Annotated in this window: 17 protein-coding genes; 12 read left to right on the top strand and 5 right to left on the bottom strand. The window is 70.5% G+C overall.

Annotated features, from left to right (window positions below; all coding sequences use genetic code 11):
* Complete coding sequence (locus ACZ6Z4_RS16045; RefSeq protein ID WP_465563710.1) at positions 1-816, bottom strand: SWIM zinc finger family protein; 816 nt, start codon at positions 814-816, stop codon at positions 1-3.
* Positions 813-3,617, bottom strand: coding sequence for a DEAD/DEAH box helicase (locus tag ACZ6Z4_RS16040; protein ID WP_465563707.1), 2,805 nt, complete (start codon positions 3,615-3,617; stop codon positions 813-815). The genes ACZ6Z4_RS16045 and ACZ6Z4_RS16040 overlap by 4 nt, the downstream gene beginning before the upstream one ends.
* Before the next feature lie 69 nt (positions 3,618-3,686).
* Between ACZ6Z4_RS16040 and ACZ6Z4_RS16035 the strand changes: the two genes are divergently transcribed.
* Positions 3,687-4,673, top strand: coding sequence for a zinc-binding dehydrogenase (locus ACZ6Z4_RS16035; RefSeq protein WP_465563704.1), 987 nt, complete (start codon positions 3,687-3,689; stop codon positions 4,671-4,673).
* 144 nt (positions 4,674-4,817) lie between these two features.
* Here the strand turns inward: ACZ6Z4_RS16035 and ACZ6Z4_RS16030 are convergent, their stop codons facing one another.
* Complete coding sequence (locus ACZ6Z4_RS16030) at positions 4,818-6,107, bottom strand: GGDEF domain-containing protein (RefSeq protein ID WP_465563699.1); 1,290 nt, start codon at positions 6,105-6,107, stop codon at positions 4,818-4,820.
* Between the two features lie 146 nt (positions 6,108-6,253).
* On the opposite strand from ACZ6Z4_RS16030, the gene ACZ6Z4_RS16025 reads away from it, so the two are divergent.
* The gene (locus tag ACZ6Z4_RS16025) at positions 6,254-6,430 is read left to right on the top strand and encodes a DEAD/DEAH box helicase (protein ID WP_363668150.1); all 177 of its coding nucleotides are present in this window, start codon (positions 6,254-6,256) and stop codon (positions 6,428-6,430) included.
* A 76-nt stretch (positions 6,431-6,506) separates the two neighbouring features.
* On the opposite strand, the gene ACZ6Z4_RS16020 is transcribed toward ACZ6Z4_RS16025, so the two are convergent.
* Positions 6,507-7,748, bottom strand: a complete 1,242-nt coding sequence (locus tag ACZ6Z4_RS16020; RefSeq protein WP_465563695.1) for an MFS transporter — start codon at positions 7,746-7,748, stop codon at positions 6,507-6,509.
* A 402-nt stretch (positions 7,749-8,150) separates the two neighbouring features.
* Here ACZ6Z4_RS16020 and ACZ6Z4_RS16015 point away from each other — a divergent pair, with 402 nt between their 5' ends.
* The 7 genes from ACZ6Z4_RS16015 to ACZ6Z4_RS15985 all read left to right on the top strand — a co-directional run bounded on the left by ACZ6Z4_RS16015 (position 8,151) and on the right by ACZ6Z4_RS15985 (position 17,180).
* Positions 8,151-10,709, top strand: a complete 2,559-nt coding sequence (locus ACZ6Z4_RS16015; protein ID WP_465563692.1) for an MXAN_6230/SCO0854 family RING domain-containing protein — start codon at positions 8,151-8,153, stop codon at positions 10,707-10,709.
* 180 nt (positions 10,710-10,889) lie between these two features.
* Positions 10,890-11,384: a hypothetical protein gene (locus tag ACZ6Z4_RS16010; protein ID WP_363668157.1), complete on the top strand. Its 495-nt coding sequence runs from the start codon at positions 10,890-10,892 to the stop codon at positions 11,382-11,384.
* A 163-nt stretch (positions 11,385-11,547) separates the two neighbouring features.
* Positions 11,548-13,059, top strand: a complete 1,512-nt coding sequence (locus ACZ6Z4_RS16005; RefSeq protein ID WP_465563689.1) for an ABC transporter substrate-binding protein — start codon at positions 11,548-11,550, stop codon at positions 13,057-13,059.
* A 78-nt stretch (positions 13,060-13,137) separates the two neighbouring features.
* The gene (locus ACZ6Z4_RS16000; protein WP_465563686.1) at positions 13,138-14,085 is read left to right on the top strand and encodes an ABC transporter permease; all 948 of its coding nucleotides are present in this window, start codon (positions 13,138-13,140) and stop codon (positions 14,083-14,085) included.
* Between the two features lie 34 nt (positions 14,086-14,119).
* On the top strand, positions 14,120-14,980 hold the full coding sequence (locus ACZ6Z4_RS15995) for an ABC transporter permease (protein WP_465563681.1): 861 nt from the start codon (positions 14,120-14,122) through the stop codon (positions 14,978-14,980).
* Complete coding sequence (locus tag ACZ6Z4_RS15990) at positions 14,977-16,029, top strand: ABC transporter ATP-binding protein (protein ID WP_465563678.1); 1,053 nt, start codon at positions 14,977-14,979, stop codon at positions 16,027-16,029. The genes ACZ6Z4_RS15995 and ACZ6Z4_RS15990 overlap by 4 nt, the downstream gene beginning before the upstream one ends.
* A 287-nt stretch (positions 16,030-16,316) precedes the next feature.
* Positions 16,317-17,180, top strand: coding sequence for an ATP-binding cassette domain-containing protein (locus ACZ6Z4_RS15985; protein ID WP_465563673.1), 864 nt, complete (start codon positions 16,317-16,319; stop codon positions 17,178-17,180).
* Between the two features lie 61 nt (positions 17,181-17,241).
* On the opposite strand, the gene ACZ6Z4_RS15980 is transcribed toward ACZ6Z4_RS15985, so the two are convergent.
* Entirely contained in the window at positions 17,242-17,469 is a 228-nt protein-coding gene (locus ACZ6Z4_RS15980) for a hypothetical protein (protein ID WP_465563793.1), read from the bottom strand.
* 97 nt (positions 17,470-17,566) lie between these two features.
* On the opposite strand from ACZ6Z4_RS15980, the gene ACZ6Z4_RS15975 reads away from it, so the two are divergent.
* The 3 genes from ACZ6Z4_RS15975 to ACZ6Z4_RS15965 all read left to right on the top strand — a co-directional run bounded on the left by ACZ6Z4_RS15975 (position 17,567) and on the right by ACZ6Z4_RS15965 (position 21,971).
* Positions 17,567-19,360, top strand: coding sequence for an aldehyde dehydrogenase family protein (locus tag ACZ6Z4_RS15975; protein ID WP_465563790.1), 1,794 nt, complete (start codon positions 17,567-17,569; stop codon positions 19,358-19,360).
* 250 nt (positions 19,361-19,610) lie between these two features.
* Positions 19,611-20,588, top strand: a complete 978-nt coding sequence (locus tag ACZ6Z4_RS15970) for an SDR family NAD(P)-dependent oxidoreductase (protein WP_465563666.1) — start codon at positions 19,611-19,613, stop codon at positions 20,586-20,588.
* Positions 20,589-20,600: 12 nt separating this feature from the next.
* Positions 20,601-21,971 carry an amidase gene (locus ACZ6Z4_RS15965; RefSeq protein ID WP_465563661.1) on the top strand — a complete coding sequence of 457 codons (1,371 nt, stop codon included), beginning with the start codon at positions 20,601-20,603 and terminating at the stop codon, positions 21,969-21,971.
* Positions 21,972-22,025: the final 54 nt, after the last annotated feature.

Genomic DNA, 22,025 nt, shown 5'->3' with positions numbered 1-22,025 from the left:
CTACCCGCGCCGCGCAGCGTCCGTCGCCAGCGTCACCAGGTCAGCCGCCTCAACACCTGACGACCGAGGCGGCCCCAGCGCCAGCACAGCAGCCGGTACGCCGGCCTGCCCACCAGGCCGCCGCGGCGTCGGCACAGCAGCAGCTGTCGCAGCAAACGCCTGCCGAGCCAGTACGCCGCTCGGCTTCACCTTGACGGCAGTTGTCGGAGCAGCACTGCTCTTCCGCCGAGCCCGCAGCGCCTCCAACAGCTCATCCCGCCGCCGCCCTCGCAGCAGCAGCAACGCGAACGGGTCGTCGTCCAGCGCATCCGCAATCAGGTAGCAGACCGCTGCCGAGTGCTTGCAAGGCACAGCGAAGTCCGGACAGTTGCACGCCGTCCGCACCTCACCAGCACCCGGCAGCAGCTCCAGCCCAGCAGCCTGTACGTCGTCCAGCAGCTCCGGCGGCAGCTCACCGTCGAGCAGCGCCGCCACCCGCCCGATCTGCGCCGACACCACGTCCAGCACCGCGTTCCACTCGGCGTCGGTGAACGCGTTGATCTCCACAGTCACCCCGTACGGCGTGACGCGGCTGCCCTGCACCTCCGCCCGTACGGCGCCGGGCTCGACCACCAGCTCCAGCACGCTGCCACGCCGCGCGTACGACCGGCCGCGCGCCAATCGCCCCGGGTCCAGCCGGGCCCGGTGCTCCAGCGCCTCCACCCAGGCCTTGCCCCACCACGTCGTACCGAACGGCCTGCGGGCACCCGGCCCCTTGGCTGCCGGCAGCCCGGCGTTGTCGCCAGAGCGCCGCCACCCCTGCCACGGCGTACTCACGGCTTCTTCCCTACAGCAGAAGGGTTGTGGACGCTGGCAGCACCAGCAGGCACCGGAGCCGTCGTCAGCTCGACCAGCTCCGTCAGCTCGGTGTCGGACAGCTCACTGAGCCAGGCCTCGCCGGAGCCGACCACCGCGTTGGCCAGGTCGCGCTTGGCGGCGATGACTGTGGCGATCCGGTCCTCCAGCGTGTTCTCCGTGACCAGCCGATGCACCTGCACTGGCTGGTCCTGGCCGATCCGGTACGCGCGGTCGGTGGCCTGGTCCTCGACCGCCGGGTTCCACCAGCGGTCGTAGTGCACGACGTGCGTGGCCTTGGTCAGCGTCAGCCCGACGCCACCGGCCTTCAGCGACAGCAGGAAGACCTGCTGCTCACCGGACTGGAACTGCTCGACCATCTGCTCGCGCCGCCGGACCCCGATGCCGCCGTGCAGGAACAGCGAACCGATCTGCCGTGACGCCAGGTGCGCCTCGATCAGCCGGCCCATCTCGACGTACTGGCTGAAGATCAGCACCGACTCGCCCTCGGCCAGGATGACGTCGAGCAGCTCGTCCAGCGCCGCGAGCTTGCCGGAGCGCCGGGGAAGCGGACCGGGCTCGTGCAGGAACTGCGCCGGGTGGTTGCACACCTGCTTGAGCTGCGTCAGCAGGCTCAGCACCAGCCCGCGCCGCTCGATCCCCTGCGCCTGCTCGATCCTGGCGAGCGTCTCCTTCGCAACAGCCTGGTACAGCGTCGCCTGCTCGGTCGTCAGCGGTACGACGACGTCGCGCTCGGTCTTTGGTGGCAGCTCCGGCGCGATGCCCGGGTCGGACTTGCGCCGCCGCAGCAGGAACGGCCGGGTCACGCGGGCGAGCCGGGCGGTCGCCTCCTCGTCGTGGTACCGCTCGACCGGTACGGCGAGGCTGTGCCGGAACCGCTCCAGCGTGCCCAGCAGCCCCGGCGCGGCCCAGTCGAGGATCGACCACAGCTCGGACAACCGGTTCTCGACCGGCGTACCGGTCAGGGCGATTCTGGTTGCTCCGGGCAACGTTCTGAGGGTGCGCGCGGTCCGGGAGAACGGGTTCTTCGCGTGCTGCGCCTCGTCGGCGACGACCAGGCCCCAGCCGATCTCACCGAGCACGCGGTGGTCCTGGCGCACCACGCCGTACGTCGTGAGCACGACCTCGTCGGCGCCGAGATCGCTCAGCGAGCGGGCGGTGCCGTGGTACCGGCGGACGGCGACGTCGGGCGCGAACTTGGCGAACTCGCGCTCCCACGTGCCGAGCAGTGTCGACGGGCAGACCACCAGCGTCGGGCCGCGGCCACGGCCGGACAGGTGGAGGTGCAGGGCGATCACCTGGATCGTCTTGCCCAGGCCCATGTCGTCGGCGAGGCAGCCGCCGAGCCCCAGCTCAGCCAGCTGGGTCATCCAGGCAACACCGCGCCGCTGGTAGTCGCGGAGGGTCGCGCGGAGACCTGGTGGTTCAGCGAAGGGCTGCGGCTCTTCAGCTGTTCGCAGCCGGTCAACCATCGTCTCCAGCGAGCCGCTGGGCTCGAACTCGACCAGCTCCCCGTCCACCTCGACCCGGCCGGTCAGTGCGGCGGCCAGCGCCTCAGCACCGGTCAGCTTGCGGGAGGTGCCCCGGCGGAGCTTGCGGACGAGGTCCTGGTCGATGCGGACCCAGCGGCCGCGCATCCGGATCATCGGCCGCTTCGCCTCGGCCAGTGCGGTGATCTCCTGCTCGGTCAGCTCGGAGCCGTCGAGTGTCGGGCGCCACTTGAACGCCAGGAGGTCGTGCAGCGTGAAGTCGGGGCCGCTGACTGCTGTCGGAGTCGGTGTGGCTGCCACTGCGCCTCGTACGGCGAGCTCTCCGGCGAAGAGCTCAGCCGGCCAGAGCACCTCGATGCCTGCGCCGTCCAGTGCGGTGCTGTCGGTGGCGAGGTCGTCGAGCGCGTCGTCGTCGATGGTGATGTCGGAGGGCGCCGCATCCTCCAGCGCTGCTGTCAGCGGCGGCCAGACGCGTGCGCCTCGTCGGAGCGCCAGGAGCAGGTCTGTCTCGGCTCGCTCGCCCAGCGCGGCCAGTACGGCGGGAGGTGCGCTCCAGACGTCGGCTACGTCGACCAGCAGGCTCGGGTCTACTCCGCTGCGCAGCTGCAGCACTGCGCGGAAGTCCTCCAGGTGGTCGGGTGGCTCGATGCGGAGCACCAGGCGGGCGCCCGCCTCCTCAGCGAGCGCTGTCTCGCTCAGCCAGTCAGTGGGGCCGGTCAGCTCGCGCGGCTCGGTGTCGGCGAACGCTGCCGCACCAGCTCGTACGGCGACCGCTGCTGCGGGGGTGCGCACGAGGGTGTCGGCCAGGGCGTCCCAGAAGGCACGCACCAGGTCGTCGGGAGCGACCAGCCGGAGCGGCTTCGACCCGGGGACCGGCAGAGCATGCCCGTACGCCGGCATCGCGGCGGCGAGGTTCTTGAGCCAGCCGCGGTCGGTGGGGTCGAGCGGTGCGACGCGCCAGGCGCCGAAGCCGGCTGGGGTCGCCTCGGGGACGATCCGCCCGCGGCCGATCACGGCGAAGCCGGCCCAGAGAGCGGCGGCCCAGGCCCGTCCGCTGAGGCTCGTGTTCACCTCATCAGAACTCAGATACTCGATCGCTTCCCGCACACTCAGCAGCTTCGCGGCGACCGTCACCCGCCGCACCCGCTCACCCCGCGGCTGCACCACCTCGATCCGCTCGTCCCCGCGCTCGTCCCCGCGCACGCCGTCGCCGTACAGCGCGAGCCGGCCCGCGCGCGGCGGGTCGGCGGGAAGGAAGACCACCTCGACCACGCCCCGCAATGTACGCGGCCGCACCGACAACTTGACCTCAACCATCGTTCAGGTACCAGGCTGCAACCCATGACAGCCACCATGCGAGCCGCCGTCGTGACCGCCTTCGGCGACGCCGACGTGATCCAGATCCACGACCTTCCCCGACCCGTCCCCGCCGCCGGCGAGGTGCTCGTCGACGTCCACCTGACCGACCTGATCTTCGTCGAGACCGCGATCCGCGCCGGCCAGCACGGCGGCTTCTTCGACGTCACCCCGCCGTACGTGCCCGGCAACTCGTTCGGCGGGGTCGTCCGCGCGGTCGGCGAGGGCGTCAGCGCCGACTGGATCGGCAAGACCGTCACCGGCCGGACAGCATCCTTCGGCGCGCACGCCGAGCAGCTCGTCGCAGCGGCGGACGGCCTCCACGAGGTCCCCGCCAACCTCACCCTGGAGACCGCCCTCGCAGTCTCCGGCGACGGCTACACCGCTCTCATGCTCGAGGAACTGGCCCCCGACCTGACCGGCAAGCACGTACTGATCACCGCGGCCGCGGGCGGAATGGGCATCTTGCTGGTCCAACTCGCGCACCGAGCCGGCGCGCACGTCATCGCCGCTGCGCGCGGGCAGGCCAAGCTCGACCTGGTCAAGGCGCACCACGCGGACGTCGTGATCGACTACAGCCAACCAGGCTGGGAAAAATCGGTGCTAGAGGCAACCAACGGCGCCGGCGCGGACGTCGTCTTCGAAGGCGCCGGCGGCACTCTCGGCGCGACCGCCTTCACGGTCACCGCCGACCACGGCTGGTTCTCCGCGCACGGTGCCCCGAGCGGCGGTTTCGCGGCGTACGACGAAGCGGACGCGGCGCGCCGGGGGATCACCGTCAAGGGCATCCTCGACCTGCGCGTCGACACCACCACGACCACCGTCACTCCCGATGAGGTCCTCCGCCGGGCCGCCGCCGGAGACCTGGTCCCGGTCGTCGACCGGGTCTACCCACTGGCCGAGCTGGCCGCCGCCCACCGCGCCATGACCGGCCGCGAACTCGTCGGAAAGGCCCTGATCCGCGTCAGCTGACTACCGCGTGGCACGCGAGCAGTACCGAGACGACTACGACTGGGCCACGACGGGTTAGCTGCAGGGCTCAGGCGGGCACCAGACAGGTGGGAGGTCCCGCCGATGGCCACACCTGTGCTGAGCCCTGCACGCCACAGGCGTGCGTCAGTTGTCGAGCGGCTGGTGGTCCAGCGGGGGAGCGGGCCGCGCCGAGACGATCTGGTTGCGGCCGCCGCGCTTGGCGGTCAGCAGGGCGTTGTCGGCGGCCAGGACGAGCTGGTCCATGGTGCCGGCGACGTCGGGGTACACGGCGGCACCGAACGAGGCCGGGACGCCGCTGATCACCGCAGTGCGGTTGGCGGCCGTCTCCACCGAGACGGTGAGGGCGCTGAGCCGGTCGCGGATCCGCTCGGCGACCTCCAGCACCTCGCCCTCGGAGGCGCCGGGCAGCAGCACGGCCAGCTCGTCGCCACCGACCCGGGCAACCAGGTCGCCCTGGCGGACCTCAGCGCGGACGCTCTCACCGACAGCACGAAGCGCCCGGTCACCAGCCGGGTGTCCGTAGGTGTCGTTGATCTCCTTGAACTTGTCCAGGTCCAGCATCAGCAGCCCGACGCTGCTGCGCAGCGACTCGGCCCGGGCGAGCTCGGCCGGTACGGCGTTCGCCCAGTACGACGGGGTGGCCAGGCCGGTCTTCACGTCGACACCTGCGGCCCGCTGGTACTGCGGGAGCAGCAGGTCCCGGTGCAGCGCCAGGACGGTCACCATCAGCACCGGCACGACCCAGGGGTACGACGACTGGAGCGCGGCGATCGCGATGCCCAGCCCGAGACCGGCGCAGATCACCAGCTGGTGGGAGAGCTCGCCGAGCGCGTCCTTGGCCGTTGCCTCCGGCGACGAAATCAGGATGGCTCCGACGACCAGCGCGTAGTTGACCAGCCACCAGGTCGCAGCAGCGGCCAGGACGACCAGCAGCGACCAGAAGTCGGTCGGCACCCGCGGCTCGGTCAGCAGACCGCCGCTGCGCAGTACGGCAGCGGCAGCGGCGCTGGCCAGGATGCAGGTGGAGTTGGAGAAGATCTTGCGGTGCGCGATCGTGCGCCCGAACACCCGGAACCACGAGTACACGTAGGACAGCACGATCAGCGGGATCACCAGCGACAGCGGGAGCAGCAGCAGGCTGGCGAAGAACCAGAGGCACTTGAGGTTCGTGTGCGGGGAGGTGTTGGCGGCCATCTCCCGGCGCCGCTCGATCCCGCGAGCGGACTCCAGGTGCAGCGTGGACGCGACCGCGAGCACGGCGAACGCCGTCCACTCCGCGGTGGTGATCGGGCCGCCGAGCACCGACGACCGCACGGCCAGAACAGTGATGGCCAGCGCGACCGCGTCGACCGCGAGCACGTAACCGAGCGCCGAGGGCGGCAGCGACCACAGTTTCCATTGCCGGGGTGGCACCCAACCGCTCCGACCGATCAGAATCATCATTAGCCTCACACTGTTCAGCCTGAACGGTATTACGAACATCGTAGTGGGTTGCTCACTTCAGGTCACCCCCACCCCCGGGGGAATCCTCATTCAACTGTTCGGAAGGGTCGAGAACCATGGCTAAGACGACGCGCGGCACGGGCCACAGCAACGACTGGTTCACCGGTGGCAGCAACGACTGGTTCGCTGGTCAGAGCAACGATTGGTTCGTCGGCGGGAGCAACGACTGGTTCACCGGCGGCAGCAACGACTGGTTCTGCGGAAATGTTCGTACGGCCAGCAACGACTGGTGACGGTCGGTAAATCTTTACTGCCCTCTTACATTCAAACCCGGTGATTCCGGAACGGTATTCGGGATTTACCGCTCCGTTATTCTCCGGGCTCGGTCGCAGCGCGGCGGGCGCGCGCCCAGGCAGCGCCTGCCACGACCGCGGCCAGCGTGCCCGCGGTGCCCATCACGGCGACTGACAGCGGCGCTCCGAACGGCTCCGCGAGCGCTCCCGCGAGCAGGATGCCGAGTCCTTGGCTGCCCTTCAGCGCGGTACTGGCCACACCGAAGGCCTGCCCCCTTTGGTGGTCCGGTACGGCCTGGACGAAGGCGGCGCTCGTGGGCAGGTGGTACGCCGACGCGAGCCCTGACAGCGCCCACAACCCGACAGTGGGCAGCAGTGCGGGCTCGAACGCGCACAGGATCAGTGGGATGCACGCCCCTGCCGCCAGCGGCCCGATCAGCCGCATCCTGCGCTCCGGCGGCAGGAGGGTGATCAGCCACATGCCCAGCACGGCTCCGGCCGGGCTGGCGGCCAGCAGGAGGCCCGACGCCTCCTTGCCCTGGCCGATGGCGTCGGCGTACGGGACTGCGAGGCCTTCGACGGTGACGTAGAAGCCGGCGATGGTCGCCAGGGCGATCAGGGCGCGCAGCTTCGGCGTACGGAGGACCAGTGACAGGCCGGCGGCCAGGTCGCTGAAGTAGCTGCCGCGTGCTCGCTCGCTGTGCCCCTCCTGTGGAGGAGCCGGGCGGCTGCGGACACCGATGGCGATGAGCAGTGCTGACAGGAGGAACGTGCCGGAGTCCAGCAGTAGGCCACCCGAGACGCCGACGGCGACCACGATGACTCCACCGGTTCCGAAGCCGAGCACCTGGCTGAACTGGACCACCATGTCGTTGGCGGCCTTGCCCAGCACGTAGTGGTCGCCCGGTAGTACCACTGGCAACGTGGCGGCACGTGCTGCGTTGAAGGGCGAGCCGAACGCCTGCAGACCGAGCAGCAGCACGATGACTGCCCACAGCGGCAGAGCCTCGATCGCCATGGCTGCAACGACTACAGCCCTCGCCAGGTCTGTGACGATCATCACCTGACGACGCGGGTAGCGGTCGGCGAATCCGGCCAGCAACGGCCCGAACACCAAGTCCGGGATGAAGGTCAGCGCGTAGGTGAGAGCGGTCAGTCCGGCTGACGCGGTGCGTTCGTAGACGAGCACCGACAGCGCAACACGAGCCAGCTGATCACCGGCGACGGACAGGATCCCGGCCAGGAACAGCGCCCGGAACTCCGTGTGCCCGAAGACGTTCCGCCAGCGCGCACGCTCCACCCCCACCCCACCGACCATGCAGAGACCTTAACCACAATCAGTGCTGCCACACCTGCCCGCTGTGACGACAGGGGAATCCCTTCGGCGTGACCTTGCCGACATTAGGCGTGGATCAAGGGTTTGAGTACGGCGAATCAGTGCCACATCCCTGGCCCGGGTGTCGATGCGCTTGTCCGGGCCCTCTATCCTGGAGTCCTTCGGTACCGGGGTCTGGGCGGGGCGGCCCCGACCCTGGTACTGGAGCTCAGCTCCCGGGTTCGAGAGTCTCTCCCCGGATCGCAGCAAACTGTCGGTGGCTACCGGTAGCGTTCTTCTGGCCAGGGGCGGCTCCTGGACGTGCTTCCTTCTCCTTTCCAAGGCCAAGTAGCGCGTCCGCTCTCCGCCCCTGGCGCTGCTCTCCTTCGCCTGCCAGGAGGTTCGATGCCGGACGCGCTCGCCGCGGTGCTGCTGCGCCGCCGGCGCCTGGTCGACGGCGACCGCCTGACGCCACCGGTCCGCCGCTCCGCCTGGCAGTGGCTGAAGCGTCCGCTGAGCACGCAGACCGGTCTCGGCGCGCTGCAGGCCGACCTGATCCAGCGCGGCTTCCTGATGTCGGTCGCGCTCTACCGGTACGCCGCCGGCCTCAACCCGCTGGCCCTGACCGGTTTCGGCGGCGACCTGCTCGCGCTGCTCGACCAGGAGTCGGGTGCTGATGCTCAGCACGTCCCGCTGTTCCGCGGCTTCCCGGAGAGCGTGCCGGGCAACACGGAGACCTTCTACGTGAACCGGGTCTTCGCCAGGCTGCTGCAGGAGCCGGAGCAGCCGTGCGTGCTGTGCGGCGAGACCGGCAAGGTGCATCCGGTGTCGCCGTGCGCGCATCTGGTCTGCCGGGCTTGCTGGGACGGCGCGGACTTCAGCGCGTGCCCGCTGTGCTTGCGGCGGATCGACCAGGACGACCCGTTCCTGGAGCCGTCGTACGACGAGGTGCCGGGGCCGGTCGACGGGGATCGGCTGCGCCTGCTGGGGCTGGCTCCGCCCAGCGCTGCGCAGACAACCGCTGCGGACCTGCTCGCGCGCCGATCGCCCTTGTCCGTGGTCGATCGCGGTGACCTCGCCGTCCTGCTGCACGACGCCGACCCGAGCTGGCTCCCACCGGAGATCCCCGTCCGCGAGACCCGCGCGGTCGTCGTCGCCCAGCTCATGCAGCGACACCCGTCGGTCGTCGACCAGCTCGAAACCGCCACCGACGTGCTGCGCCTCCTCTACACGCTGATGGACGCCGACCCCGGTCTCCGCAGCGCTCCTGTACGTCGCCGCTCGCTCCCGCGCGCCGTACGGCGTACTGTCCTGGCCCGCCTCGACCGCATCCCGCTGGAGGCCCTAGTCGAGGACTTGCTTCGCCACGAGCGCGCCTGGAAGCGGATCGCCGAGAACCTGCACCCCTTCGAGTACGCCGAGCGCCACCCGGCGGCCGCGACCGCGTTCGCGCTGATCCGCCGCACGACGCTGACCTCGGCGCACGCCGCCGTACTGTCCGAAGCCGCGCGGCACCCGTGGCTGCGCCTGGAGCCTGCCCCCGGCGGCGGTGTGCGGCTGAAGACGAACACCTTCGCCAGCCGCCTCGAGGGCGCCTTCGCCGACAACCGGCCGGTCGCCGCGCTCGACCTGCTGCGTCAGCGACCGGGCGAGCTGGTGCGTCGACTCGTCCACCTGGCACGCGTCCTCCCGCCGGATGCGCACGGCGTACTGGTGGAAGCGCTCGGTACGGCGGTCTCCGACGTCTCACCCGTCGTCCTCACCGCCGCGCTCGGCCAGATCCGCACACCACCAGGCGATCTGCGCCTGTTCTTCCCGCGCGGCGGCACCACGAAGGTCTGGACCACGGTCGACGAACGCGACCCGCTCCCGGCGCCGCTCGCGGCCGCGCTGGCCGGCCTGATCGTCGCCGAGTTGTTGCGCAGGGCAAGTGCTTTGCCACGGCTGCGACGCGCCTTCCTCGACGAGGAGCTGAGCCTGCTGGCCGCGCCCGGCTCCGAGCGCGCGACCTCGTCGACGTTGCTGCGGATGACGCGGGGTAGTGCCCAGCCGGTCCCGCTCGACGACCAGTTGCGCCTGTTCCTGCACTGGCAGGAGCCGCCGACACAGCGCGTCGATCTCGACCTGTCCGTCGCGGTCTTCGACACCGAGTGGCGGTTCGTCGGGCTGTGCGACTACACCCGGCTGCGCTTCGACCAGGACGCGCTGGTGCACTCCGGCGATCTGACGTCGGCGCCCGGTCCGCTCGGGGCGACGGAGTTCGTCGACCTCGATCTCGTCGCCGTACGGCGAGTCGGCGGGCGGTACCTGCTGCCGGTCGTCTTCAGCTACAACAACGTGCCGTTCGACCGGTTGCAGCGCGGGTTCGCCGGGGTGATGCGGCGGCCGGCGGACCTGTTCGACCCGCTGGCCGTCGAGGACCGCTTCGACCTGACCGGCCCGGCGAAGATCCTGATGCCGTTCGGTGTCGACCTGGAGACCAAAGAGCTGCGCTGGTACGACGTCAACCTGAGCGCCGCCGGGTACCGGCACAGCATCGCGAAGTACGCCGGGCAGCTCGCGCTGATGTCGGCCGCGCTCGAGGAGGTCCACGGCTCGGGCGACCGCGTCTCGCTCTGGGAGATCGCCTGCTGGCATGCCGCGGCCCGCACCGACGAGGTCGTCGTCCGCTGCGCCGACGGCTCGGTCGTCGGCTACGTGCGGACGCCGGACGAGGACACCACGACCTTCGCCCAGCGCCTGACCACGCGCCGCGAGCCCGACCGCGTCTGGGACACCGACGCGGCGCAGCGCGCGGACCTCGTCGCGGTGATCTCCGGCGAGGACCTGAGCCCGCCGCCGGGCGCGACGGTGTTCGCCCTGCATCCACGCTTGCTGGACCCCACAACTCACAATCTGATCGCCGCCCCGACGCTGCTCTCCCCGCTGAAGCCTGACGCGAGAGCCCGCCTCACTACTCACTGATTTGAGGCGGTGCTGCCGGACTCTCACCCTCCGGCAGCACCTGCACGGGCCCCACTCACCCCGATGCGTCGCGTCGCGACAAGGTTGCGGAGTTTCACATTCCGGTGACGCGCCGCGGTGCGGCGGCGACGTGAGCTCAGGACCGGAGTACAAAGGAAGAGTCGGCGAAGGGAGCCAACCATGAGCTACGACGTGGTGGTGCTCATCGAACGTGAGATGAGCGAGGGCGACGCCGCAAGGGTCGCCGCCCTGCACGCGAGACACGACGACGCGGTGGACTACCACCTGCTCGTCTCCAGCCATCCGACCGAGGGCATCGCCGGGCCGATGGCCCTGCTCGGGTCCAGCTTCGCCGACGTTGCGGGGCTGTCCCGTGCCGCCGCCCAAGCCGGTACGGCGACCGCGCTCGCGGACCCGCAGTACGACCTCGCGTCGGTGATCGAGCACAGCTCGCGCCGGCTGCGCGGCCGCAACCCGGGCACCGTGAACGTCTCGATCACGCATGGCGAGATCCTGCTCGCGCTGCGCACCCTGGTGAACAGCACGAAGAGCCAGGAGGTGGTCGTGGTCGCCTGGCCGGAGACCGCCGCCCGGTTCGTCTGCTCGGACTGGACCACCCGGGCGCGCAAGGAGCTGAAGGTGCCGAGGGTCCGCGTGGTGGAACACGACACCTGACCAGCGTCGGGCCGTACGGCGTACGGCCGGAAGGTCCTTGACACCTCCTGACGGTCGGACAACCCTGGTGAACCGGTTTGCCCGAGGGCGTGCCTCCGAGCCTGCCGCGCGCCGCGCGGCAGACTAGGGGGCCACACTGTCCGACCAGTTCAGGAGCTCCTGCGTGAAGTCCTACCTCACCCCCGTGGTCGCGCTGCTCGGTTCGGCCACGCTGCTGGCGGTCGCGGCCTGCTCGGCCGGTTCCGGCTCCTCCTCGGGGTCGGGCTCGCCCGGCGCGGACCAGTCGCTGGCGATCGGGCTGGTCGCCGAGCCGGCCAGCCTGGACTTCACCACCACCGACGGTGCCGCGATCCCGCAGGCGTTGCTCGGCAACGTCTACAACGGCCTGGTCAAGCAGGACGAGACCGGCAAGATCGTCCCGGACCTGGCCAAGTCGTGGACGGTCTCGGCCGACCGGAAGACCTACGTGTTCACGCTGGTCGACAACGCGAAGTTCACCAACGGGCAGGCCTTCACCGCCGACGACGCGGTGTTCAGCATCGACCGGGTGAAGACGGCGTGGACGACGTCGCTGAAGGCCGCGATGGACGTGGTGCAGACCGCGAAGGCGGTGTCGCCGACCGAGCTCCAGGTGACGCTGGCCAAGCCCAGCAACGACTGGCTGTTCCGGATGACGACCCGGATCGGCGCGATGTTCTCCAAGACCGGCGTCGACAAGCTGGCCACCGACCCGGTCGGCACCGGCCCGTACAAGTTCGGTTCCTGGAAGCGCGGCGACTCGATCGTGCTGCAGCGCAACGACGCGTACTGGGGGACCAAGCCGTACTTCGGCCAGGTCACGCTGAAGTACTTCAAGGACCCGACGGCGCTGAACAACGCGCTGCTCACCGGAACCATCAACGTGGTCGGCACCGTGCAGGCGCCGGAGGCGCTCAGCCAGTTCACCAGCAACGACAAGTACCAGGTGATCGAGGGGACGACGAACGGCGAGGTGCTGCTGTCGTTCAACAACTCGAAGGCGCCGCTGAGCGACATCCGGGTCCGGCAGGCGATCCGGTCGGCGATCGATCACAAGGCGCTGCTCGACACCTGCTGGGCGGGCCGCGGCAAGCTGATCGGGTCGATGGTGCCGCCGACCGATCCCTGGTACGAGGACCTGACCGGCGTCGCGCCGTACGACCTGAACAAGGCGAAGTCGTTGCTGCAGGCAGCTGGTGCCACCGGCAAGAGTCTTCGGTTGCGGCTGCCAACGTTGCCCTACGCAACCTCTTGCGGGCAGGTCGTGAAGAGCCAGCTGGAGCAGGCCGGGCTGAAGGTGCAGATCGACCAGCTCGAGTTCCCGGCCGCGTGGCTGACCGCCGTACTGAAGAACGCGGACTACGACATGTCGATCATCGCGCACGTCGAGCCGCGCGACCTCGGTGCCGTCTTCAACGCCAAGTACTACACCCGGTACGACGACCCGACGCTGCAGCAGGAGCTGGCCGCGGCCGACGCCGGCGACGAGGCGACGCAGATCGCCGAGATGAAGAAGGCGGCCCGCCGGTTGTCGGACCAGGCGGCCGCGGACTGGCTGTTCCTGATCCCGAACCTGATGGTCGCCGACAAGGACCTGAAGGGCCTGCCGCAGAACGCGATCACCGAGTCGCTCGACCTGTCCACGCTGTCGCGATGACCCTGCGACCGGTGTCGCGATGATCGGTGAGCTGCGGGTCTGCGGGCGTGAGCGGCGCCGGTCCGCGCGGAGGCCGCGATGATCCTGCGTCTGGTCTCGCGGACCGCGGTGCTGCTGGTCAGCCTCGCGGTCAGCTCGGTGCTGGTGTTCGCGTTCCTGGCCGTGCTGCCCGGCGACCCCGCGCGGGTCGCGCTCGGCGTGAACGCCTCCGACGACGCGGTCGCCGAGCTGCGCCGCCAGTTCGGGCTCGACCGCCCACTGCCGACCCAGTACGTCGACTGGCTGACCGGGCTGCTGCACGGCGACTTCGGTACGTCGTACATCTCGAAGGCGGAGATCGGCCCGCAGATCACCGACCGTTTCCAGGTCACGCTCTGGCTGGTCGTGACCGGCATGGTGATCGCGCTGCTCGTCGCCGCCCCGGCCGGGACGGTGATGGCGGCGCGGCACCGCAAGATCTCCGGGTTCGCGCTCTCTGCGATCTCGCAGGTCGGCGTCGCCGTCCCCGCGTTCCTGGCCGGCATCCTCCTGATCATGCTCTTCGCCGTGAAGCTCGGCTGGCTGCCCGCGAACGGCTGGACCCCACCGGCGGAGGATCCAGGAATGTTCCTGCGCCAACTCGTCCTGCCCGCGCTCTCGCTCGGCCTCGTCCAGGGCGCGGTCCTCACCCGGTACGTGCGAAGCGCCGTTCTCGACGTGCTCCGTGAGGACTACCTGCGCACCGCGCGCGCCAAGGGGCTGCGGCCCTTTCGCGCGCTGTGGCGCCACGGGCTGCGCAACGCCGCCGTACCGGTCGTCACCGTCCTCGGCCTGCAGCTCGCGACCCTGCTGATCGGCGCCGTCGTCGTCGAACGCGTCTTCGTCATCCCCGGCCTCGGCAGCCTCCTGCTCGACGGCGTCTCCAACCGCGATCTGCTGCTGGTCCAGGGCGTCGTGATGGTGCTGGTGGTCGCCGTACTGGTCGTGAATTTCCTGGTCGACCTCCTGTACGTCGCCCTCGACCCGCGCCTGCGAGTGAGCCGATGAGCGCCGCGCCGGATCCGCGTCTGCGGGGAAGCCGATGAGCGCCACGCTCGGCCCGGTCGGCCGTGCCGTCGGCGGTCGCCGCCGCTGGAACCCGAGCCTCCTCGTCGGCGGCTTCATCGTCCTGCTGATCGTCCTGCTCGCCCTGGTCTCCTTCATCTGGACCCCGTACGACGCGACGCTCGTCGACCCGGCCGGCCGCCTGCAGCCGCCGTCCTGGTCGCACTGGCTCGGCACCGACAAGTTCGGCCGCGACATCTTCAGCCAGCTGATGGTCGGATCCCGGACCACGCTCTTCGTCGGCCTGGTCGCCGTCGGCGTCGCCGCCGTGATCGGCGTACCGCTCGGCATCCTCGCCGCGATGACCCGCCGCTGGTCGAGCGAGCTCGTCATGCGCGCGAACGACCTGCTGCTCGCCTTCCCGGCGTTGCTGCTGGCCATCATGTTCGGCGCGGTCTTCGGCGCGAGCACCCTCACCGCGATGATTGCCATCGGCATCGCGACCGTCCCGAGCTTCGTCCGGGTGATCCGCAGCGGCGGGCTGCAGGTGATGCGCACGGAGTACGTGCTGGCCGCCCGCGCCGCCGGCCGCCGCCCGTTCCCGATCGCTGTGCGGCATGTACTCCCGAACGTGGTCAGCCTGATCACCGTCCAGGCCTCGGTCTCGTTCGCGATCGCCGTACTCGCTGAAGCCGCGCTGTCGTTCCTCGGCTACGGCACCCCACCGCCTACCCCGTCGTGGGGCCGCATGCTCCAGGAATCCCAGGAATTCCTCTTCACCGCGCCGCGCCTCGCCGTCTTCCCCGGGATCGCGATCGCGCTGGCCGTCCTCGGCTTCAACCTCCTCGGCGACGGCCTCCGAGACCACTTCGACCCCAAACTCGAGGACCGCCGATGACTGCCCCGGTGGACACCCCGCTGCCCTCGGACACGGCGCCTCCCGACGTCCTGACCGTCAGCGGCCTCACCGTCTCCGTCCGCGACCTGCAACTCGTCAGCGACGTCGACCTGACGGTCGGCCCGGGGGAGCGCGTCGGCCTGATCGGCGAGTCCGGCTCCGGCAAGTCCCTGACCGCGCTCTCGCTGCTCGGTCTGCTCCCCGACGACGTCACCGCGACCGGCTCCGTCCGCCTCGCCGGCGTCGACCACGACCTGATCGCCGCCGACGAACGCCGCCTGTCCCGCATCCGCGGCAACCATCTCGCGATGGTCTTCCAGGAACCGATGACCGCCCTCAACCCCACCATGCGCATCGTCGACCAGGTCGCCGAGACGATGCTCATCCACCGCACCCGCACCACCCGCCGTACCGCCCGAGCCGCCGCCGTCGACCTCCTCAACCGCGTCGAGCTCACCGACGTCGCCCGCGCCTACCCCCACCAACTCTCCGGCGGCCAACGCCAACGCGTAGTCCTTTCGATTGCCCTGGCCAACGATCCCGCCCTCCTCATCTGCGACGAGCCCACCACGGCTCTCGACGTCACCGTCCAGGCGATGGTCCTCGACCTCATCCTCCAAGGCGTCACCGCCCGCGACGCCGCCCTCCTCTTCATCACCCACGACCTGGCCGTCGTCGCCACCATCTGCCAACGAGTCCTCGTCATGTACGGCGGCCGAGTGGTCGAATCAGGCCCCGTCCACCAGGTCTTCACCAACCCCCACCACCGCTACACCCAAGGCCTCCTCGCCGCCTCCGACCTCGAATCCGCGGACTCAGGCCCAGTCACCACAGCGGAACCAGCCCGCCGCCGCCTTCCCACCATCCAGGGCACGGTCCCCGCAGCCGGCCATTTCCCCACCGGCTGCGTCTTCCGAACGCGCTGCACCCACGCCACAGACCTCTGCGCCGACGCACCCCCTTGGACCGGCGACCAAACCGCCGGCTACGCGTGCCACCACCCGGCGGGCGACGCCTCCCACCACCCCGCGGGGGTCAGCGATGCCTGACCCGCTCCCGCCCGCAGAGGCCCCCGACGCCGACCACCACCTTTTCGCCACTCCCCAACACTCCTCTCGCCTCTCCGGCCGCAGCGGACCTCACCCCACGACCTCCCCGGCCGCATCACCACCAACCGCAACTAGCACCTTCTCGCCGGCGTCAACGGCGGCCACCCGGAGCTGGCTACTCCGGAACACTCCGCTCGTCTTTCGGGCCGAAGCCGACCTCACCCCCACGACCTCCGCGGCCGCATCATCAGCAACCGCAAGCACCGCACACCCCCGAGGAGGCCCCGATGCCTGAACTGAGTCGACTGCCTCACTCGGCGGACCCCCTCATCCGCGTCACCGACGTCACCCGCGACTACCCCCGCCCCCGCACCTCCCTCCTCAAACGCGCCGAAGTCGTCCACGCCCTCCGCGGTGTCTCCCTCGACGTCCACCCCGGCGAACGCTTCGGCATCGTCGGCGAATCCGGCTGCGGCAAGTCGACTCTGCTCCGCATCATCGCCGCCCTCGACCGCCCCACCTCCGGCAAAGTAGTTGTCGACGGCAAAGAAATCACCGCCCTCCCCGAACGCCGCCTCCGCTTCCTCCGCGAGAACCTGCAGCTCGTCTTCCAGGACCCGATGAGCTCCCTGGACCCCCGCATGCGCGTCCGCGACATCATCGCCGAACCCCTCGTAGTCCAAGGCCACCCCGCCTCCTCCGCCCGAGTCCGCGAACTCCTCGACGCAGTAGGCCTCTCAGCAGACGCCGGCGACCGCTACCCCCACCAATTCTCCGGCGGCCAACGCCAACGCATCTCCATCGCCCGCGCCCTGGCCCCCAACCCCAAGATCCTCATCGCCGACGAACCAGTCAGCGCCCTCGACGTCTCGGTCCGCGCCCAGGTCCTCAACCTGATCTCCGACCTCGTCGACGAGCTCGACCTGACCCTCGTCTTCGTCTCCCACGACCTCTCGGTCGTCAAGCACGTCTGCGACCGCGTAGCCGTCATGCACGCCGGCGAAATCGTCGAAACCGGCACCACCGGCGAGGTCTACGCCGCCCCCCGCCACCCCTACACCCGCCGCCTGGTCGCCGCCATCCCCACCCTCCCCAAGGCCCTCGCCGGCGCCACCCCCCAAGACCTCCTCCCGAAGGGAGCCCCCAAATGACCACCCCCGATTCCACCCCGGGCTCCCCGGCCTCGGTCCCCGGTACACCGGCCTCCCCGCCTCAGGCCTCGGCCGCCGAACCGCCAACCTCCCCGGCTGAGGCCCCGGTCCCCGGCACGCCGACGTCTCCGGCGACGTCCGCCGGTACGCCGGCCTCCCCGGACCCGTCCTCTGGCGCGCCGGGCTTCCCGACCCCGTCCTCCGGTACGCCGACCTCTCCGACGCCGACTCCTGGTACGCCGGCCCCGTCCTCCGGTACGCAGGCGTCCCCGGCCCCGTCCTCTGGCACGCCGGGCTCCCCGGCCCCCGGCACACCGCCCTCTCCAGCCCCCGGCACGCCGGCCTCCCCGCCGCACGTCGTACCCGCCTTCCCCTCCGGCCTCCCCATCGGCGACAGCTGGCTCGCTACCCCCACCACCGCCCCCATCCACTTCCCCTACGACGGCTCCCTCGTCGCCCACGCCCCCGTCGGCACCCCCGCCCTAGCCACCCAAGCCCTCGAGATCGCGCTCTCCGCACGCTCCGAGATCGCCCACCTCCCGTCGCATACCCGCAGGTCAGCCCTCCAGGGAGCGCTCTCCGCGATCTCCGCCCGCCGCGACGACTTCGTGAACCTCCTCATCCTCGAAACCGGCAAACCCCGCGTCGACTGCCAGGTCGAACTCGACCGCACCCTGCTCACCCTCCAGACCGCCGCCGAGGAAGTCGCCCGCCTGCACGGCGAAACCGTCCCCCTCGACCTCCTCCCCAGCGGCGAGAACCTGATCGGCTTCTGGGTCCGCAAACCGATCGGCGTCGTCATAGGCATCACCGGCTTCAACTACCCCCTCCTCCTAGCCGCCCACAAAATCGCCCCCGCCCTGGCCGCCGGCTGCCCAGTCATCGTCAAACCAGCCCCGCAGACCCCACTAGCGACCCTCTGGCTGGTCCACCTCATCCGCGAAGCCCTCGTAGCCGCAGGCGCTCAGCCGTACGCCGTACAACTGGTCACCGGCGGAGTAGACGTCGGCGCCACCCTCACCACCGACGGCCGAATCGGCGCAGTCTCCTTCACCGGCTCAGCCGCCGTAGGCCACCAGATCGCCCGAGACGCCGCCCCCACCAAGGTCCTCCTCGAACTCGGCTCCAACTCCGCACTCGTCGTCGCCGAAGACGCCGACCTCGCAGCAGCGGCCGATGCCGTAGTACGAGGCGGCTACTACGCCTCCGGCCAAGCCTGCATCAGCGTGCAACGAGTGATCGTCGTCGACTCAGTCCGCTCCGCCTTCCTAGCCGAACTGAAACCCCGCCTCAACGCGATCAAGGTAGGCGACCCCCGCGACCCCACCACCCAGGTCTCAGCGTTGATCGACGAACGCTCCACCCAGCGCGTGACGACGTGGATAGAAGAAGCCCTCTCCGCCGGCGCCACCCTCGCCCACCAGACCACGTTCCCGCCAGCCGCCGCCGCGGACGAGTTCACGGCCGCGACTTCCGACCAACTGACGGCAACACCCACCGACGAGCCGGCCTCCAGCTCCGCCGACAAGCGGACCGCTGGCCCCGCGAGCGAGCTCGCCTCCAGCTCCAGCGACGAACCGACGGCGACCCGTGCGAGCGAGCTGACCGAGTCGACAGGTGAGCTAGCCGCCGACTCGGCCGACGAACCGGCCGCTGCTCCCGCAAGCGAGCTTGCCTCCGGCTCCGCCGACGAGCCGACCGCCGCCTCTGCCGGTCAGCCGAGCGCCTCCTTCGCCGACGGACCGAGCGCCTCCTCCGCCGACGGGCAGACGCCCACCCGTGCCGGCGAGTCGACGGCGCCCGCCGTACGCCGTCGCCCGATCCTCGGTCCGACCGTCCTCCTCGATCTCCCGCACGGTCAGCAGGCGTGGGACGAGGAGATCTTTGGCCCGGTGATCGCGATCCGTTCGGTTCCCGATGTCGAGACCGCGTTCCAGGTCGTCAACGACACCCGCTACGGCCTCCACGCCGCCGTCTACACCGCCTCGCTCGCGACCGCCTTCGCCGCGATCGACCAGCTCGACGTCGGGGGAGTGGTCGTGAACGAGGTCCCCGGCTTCCGCTCCGACGTGATGCCGTACGGCGGCGTCAAGGACTCCGGCACCGGCCGCGAGGGCCCTCGGTTCGCCATCGAAGAGCTCACCACCACCCGCATGGCCATCATCCGCCCGAACCTCTGACTCGCTGCCGACCCGCCCGCCCCGCCCCGACGACACCCGTTCCGACGACCAACCCAGCCGACGACCAGCCGCCCCGACGACCAACTCACCCGACGATCAACCGCTCCGACGACTGACCTACCCGAAGGCCAGCCGCCCCGACGACCAACCCAGCCGACGACCAGCCGCCCGACGACCAACCCAGCCGACGACCAGCCGCTCCGACGACCAACCGCCCCGATGCCCTGACCCACCGACCCCGGGAGCCCCCGTGCCGCACGACTACGCGAACCTGTTCCGCCTCGACGGCCGGCACGCCCTGGTCGTCGGCGCCGGCAGCGGCATCGGCCGCGAGTCCGCCCTCGCCCTGGCCGCCCACGGCGCCCGCGTCACCTGCGCCGACCGCGACCTCCCCGCCGCCGAACAAACGGTTGCCCTAGGCAACGCCGTACCTGAATCCACCCCCGCCTCCAGCGCCAACTCCGCGCCCGCCTCCAGCGCCAACTCCGCGCCCGCCTCCAGCGCCAACTCCGCGCCCGCCGCCGGAGCCGACTCCGCGCCCAGCTTTGGCGCCAACTCCGCCGACGGAGCCGACTCCGCGCCCAGCTCCAGCGCTACATCCAGCCCCGGCACCACCCCCCAACCCCCCGCGCTCACGCCGTACGAGCTCAACGTCCTCGACCCCCAAGCCATCACCACCGCCGCCCAAACCCTCGCCCCCGTCGACATCCTCGTCTTCACCGCCGCCACGAACGTCCGCAAGCGCATCCTCGACTACACCGGCGACGAGTTCGACCGCGTGGTCGCCCTCAATCTCCGCGCCTCCTTCGACCTGATCCGGGCCTTCGGCAAGCAAATGTCCGACCGGGGCCGCGGCAGCATCATCGGCTTCAGCTCCATCCGCGCGACCACCGTCGAACCAGGCCAATCCGTCTACGCAGCAACCAAAGCGGGCCTCGTCCAGCTCCTCCGCACCGCAGCCGCCGAGCTCGGCCCGACCGGCGTCCGCGTCAACGCCATCGCCCCCGGCGTCGTCGAGACCCCGCTCACGGAGCAGATCAAAGCCAACCAACCCTGGTACGACGCGTACGCCGCCAAGAGCGCCCTCAACCGCTGGGCCACCCCGGACGAACTCGCCGGCGCGGTCGTCTTCCTCGCGTCCGACGCGGCCTCCTTCGTCACCGGTTCGGTGCTGCATGTGGACGCCGGCTGGACCGCGGTCGACGGCCGCTTCAACCCCCCGAACTGACGGAGACCGCTGATGAGCCTCGCCGACCTGACCGCCACCGAACTCGTCGCGCGGTACCGCGCGGGCGATCTCTCACCGGTCGAGGTGATCGAGGACGTGCTCTCCCGCGTCGAGGCCGTCGAGCCGCGCCTCTGCGCGACGTACGCGCTCGACCCAGAGAGCGCTCTCCAGGCAGCTGCCGTCTCCGAGAAGCGTTATCTCAAAGGCGAACCGGCCGGCCCGCTGGACGGCGTACCGGTCACGGTCAAGGAGAACATCGCCACCCGAGGTACCCCCGTCCCGCAAGGCACCGCCGCCACCGAGCTCATCCCGGCGCCGGAGGATCACCCCGCCGCAGCTCGCCTCCGCGCGTCCGGCGCCGTGATCTTCAGCAAGACGACCATGTCGGAGTACGGCATGCTGTCGTCCGGCGTCAGCACCTTCCACCACCTCGCGCGCAACCCGTGGGACCTCACCAAGACCCCCGGCGGCTCCAGCGCGGGCGCCGCCGCGGCGGCTGCTGCCGGGTACGGCCCGATCCACCTCGGCACCGACATCGGCGGCTCGATCCGCCTCCCCGCCGGCTGGTCCGGAGTCGTCGGCCTGAAGCCGACCCACGGCCGCATCGCCGTCGGAAACCCCTACCCAGGAAGGGCGATCGGCCCGATCACCCGTACGGCGGCCGACGCGGCGCTCGCCCTGGAGGTCCTCTCGGGCCCTGACCGCCGAGACCACACGTCGCTCCCGCCGCTCACCGTCGACGACACCGAGCTCGACCTGAAGAATCTCAACATCGCACTCCTCCTGAACGCCGGCCCAGGCCTGCCCGTCCACCCCGAGATCACCGCCGCCGTCACCAACGCCGCCCACACCCTCGAATCAGCCGGCGCGACCATCACCGAGATCCCACCCATCATCACCCGCGAAATGCTCGACGGCCTCGACCACTTCTGGCGCGTCCGCTCCGCCGCCGACCTCGCCGCCCTCCCCGAGGCCCGCCGCGCGAAAGTCCTCCCCGCCATCCAGGAGTGGACCAGCACCGCAGCCACCCTCACCCAGTACGACGTCTTCCACGGCTACTCACAAATGCAGACCATGGCGACCGCTGTCGACCAGGCTTTCGCGGCGTACGACTTCATCATCTCCCCGGTCGCCCCCATCGCGGCCTTCCCCGCCGACCTCGCCTACCCGACCGGCAACCCGCTGGAACCCTTCGAGCACATCGCCTTCACCGTCCCGTACAACATGTCCACCCACCCGGCGCTCACCGTCAACTGCGGCCGCACCACCACCGGCCTCCCGATCGGCCTCCAGATCGCCGCCCCGAGATTCCAGGACCACGCCGCGCTCCGCCTGGCGACGTGGCTGGAATCCACATTCCCGACGACCTGGCCGACGCTCTGAGCGACTTGCCGCGTTGTTGCCCCGAAGCGGGCGCTAGACGCACACTTGCTCCAT

Source organism: Kribbella sp. NPDC104740, assembly GCF_055583505.1.
This window is presented reverse-complemented; position numbering and strand designations above follow the sequence as displayed.